The 1398-nt window shown below is 64.9% G+C and carries 1 protein-coding gene and 1 pseudogene; both read right to left on the reverse strand.

All coding sequences use genetic code 11. From position 1 onward, the window contains the following. Positions 1-61 precede the first annotated feature (61 nt). Positions 62-277 (reverse strand): annotated as a pseudogene (locus CWO91_RS42170) (MFS transporter); the annotation flags it as partial. Positions 278-322: 45 nt separating this feature from the next. Beyond that, positions 323-1398, reverse strand: a 1076-nt coding sequence (locus CWO91_RS42175) for a peptidoglycan-binding domain-containing protein (protein ID WP_208753152.1), incomplete at its 5' end; no start/stop codon positions are given.

Genomic DNA, 1398 nt, shown 5'->3' on the forward strand with positions numbered 1-1398 from the left:
GAATGTCTCCGCGGAGACATTCTGGATTGCTTCGCTTCGCTCGCAATGACGGGAAGAGAAGCTACGCCAGCCTTTGATCCCGCGCGTCCTGCGTATCCTCCGTCGCCGCCTTGACCGCCGCCTTGGCTGCGCCTTTGCCCGCGCCCCTGCGGCTCGCGATCTCCGCCGCCTTGCGGCCGGAGATCTCGTAGCCGCCATCAACGGGCATCTGCCAGAAGAACCTAGCTCGATGCGCCGAGGTCAGCGCCACTACGACGAAGGCCGCTGCGAACACGGTGGTCGCAAAAAAGAGCCCCGCCAGAGGCGGGGCTTTGGGGGCATCTTACCGGTTGGGTTGATTCTGAGCCGGCTGACCCGACGTCGAAGGCGGCGGGGCATTATTTTGGTTGGTTTGCCCAGACGGCGTGTTGCTGGGCTGGTTGGTGGACTGACTGTTGCTTTGGGCCGGCGCCTGTCCGGTGGTCTGACCAGCAGGCGGTTGTGTGCCTGCCTGGCCCGACGTCGCCGGTTGGTTCTGCTGAGCCTGGCCGGTTGTGGATGGCTGGTTCTGCCCAGCCTGGCCGGTGGTCTGGTTCTGCTGTGCCGGCGCATTGGTCTGGTTTTGCTGCGCCGGCGCGTTGGTCTGACCGGTGCTTTGCCCGGTCGTGTTCTGCTGCGTCGATTGGCCAGTCGCTCCCTGACCGGTGGTCGTCGATTGGCCCTGCGTGGCGCGGATCTGGTTGGAGACGCCTAGTGCAGCGACCGTCCGGGTATCGATCGAGCCGGTGGTCTGGAAACCTTCCCGTCTCTGGAAGGTGATCAGCGCTTCGCGCGTAGCGGGCCCGAGGATGCCGTCTGCTTGGCCAGACATCAGGCCGCGTTCAATCAGCACCCGTTGAACAATGCGGATCTCGTCGGGGCTGAGATCCAGCGCGGCGATGTTGCCGCCGCCACCGCTCACGCTGCCGCGCCGGGCGAAGTGCGTCCTTGGGCCGGCGGGAATGGCGTCGACGATCCTGTGGCTTCGGTCGACGACGATGATCTCGTCATCCACGACGAAGAAGCTGTCGTCCCGATAGGCCGGATAGATGTCGATCAGCACCGGGAATGTCGAGATAGCGACCACGGAGATGTTCCGCGGCACCACCACGCCGGCATTGATCCGGAAGTTGATGGAATTGAAGTTGACCCGCACGCGATCCACATTGCGTGAGCTCAACACCGACTGCTGCAGCGTTGTCTGCTGCTGCGCGCTCACTTGCACGCGGCCGGACAAGCTCTGGGTGGTCCCACCCTGGGCTTGCGCCTGGGTATTGACCTGTCCCTGAGTGTTGGCGCCGGTCGTCGTGCTCTGGCCCTGCTGGGCACTCGGGGCTTGCGCGTTGGTGTTCGCGCCAGTCGTCGTGCTCGGACCCGGGG

It is taken from the genome of Bradyrhizobium genosp. SA-3 (genome assembly GCF_004212635.1).
In the GTDB taxonomy this organism is placed as follows: domain Bacteria; phylum Pseudomonadota; class Alphaproteobacteria; order Rhizobiales; family Xanthobacteraceae; genus Bradyrhizobium.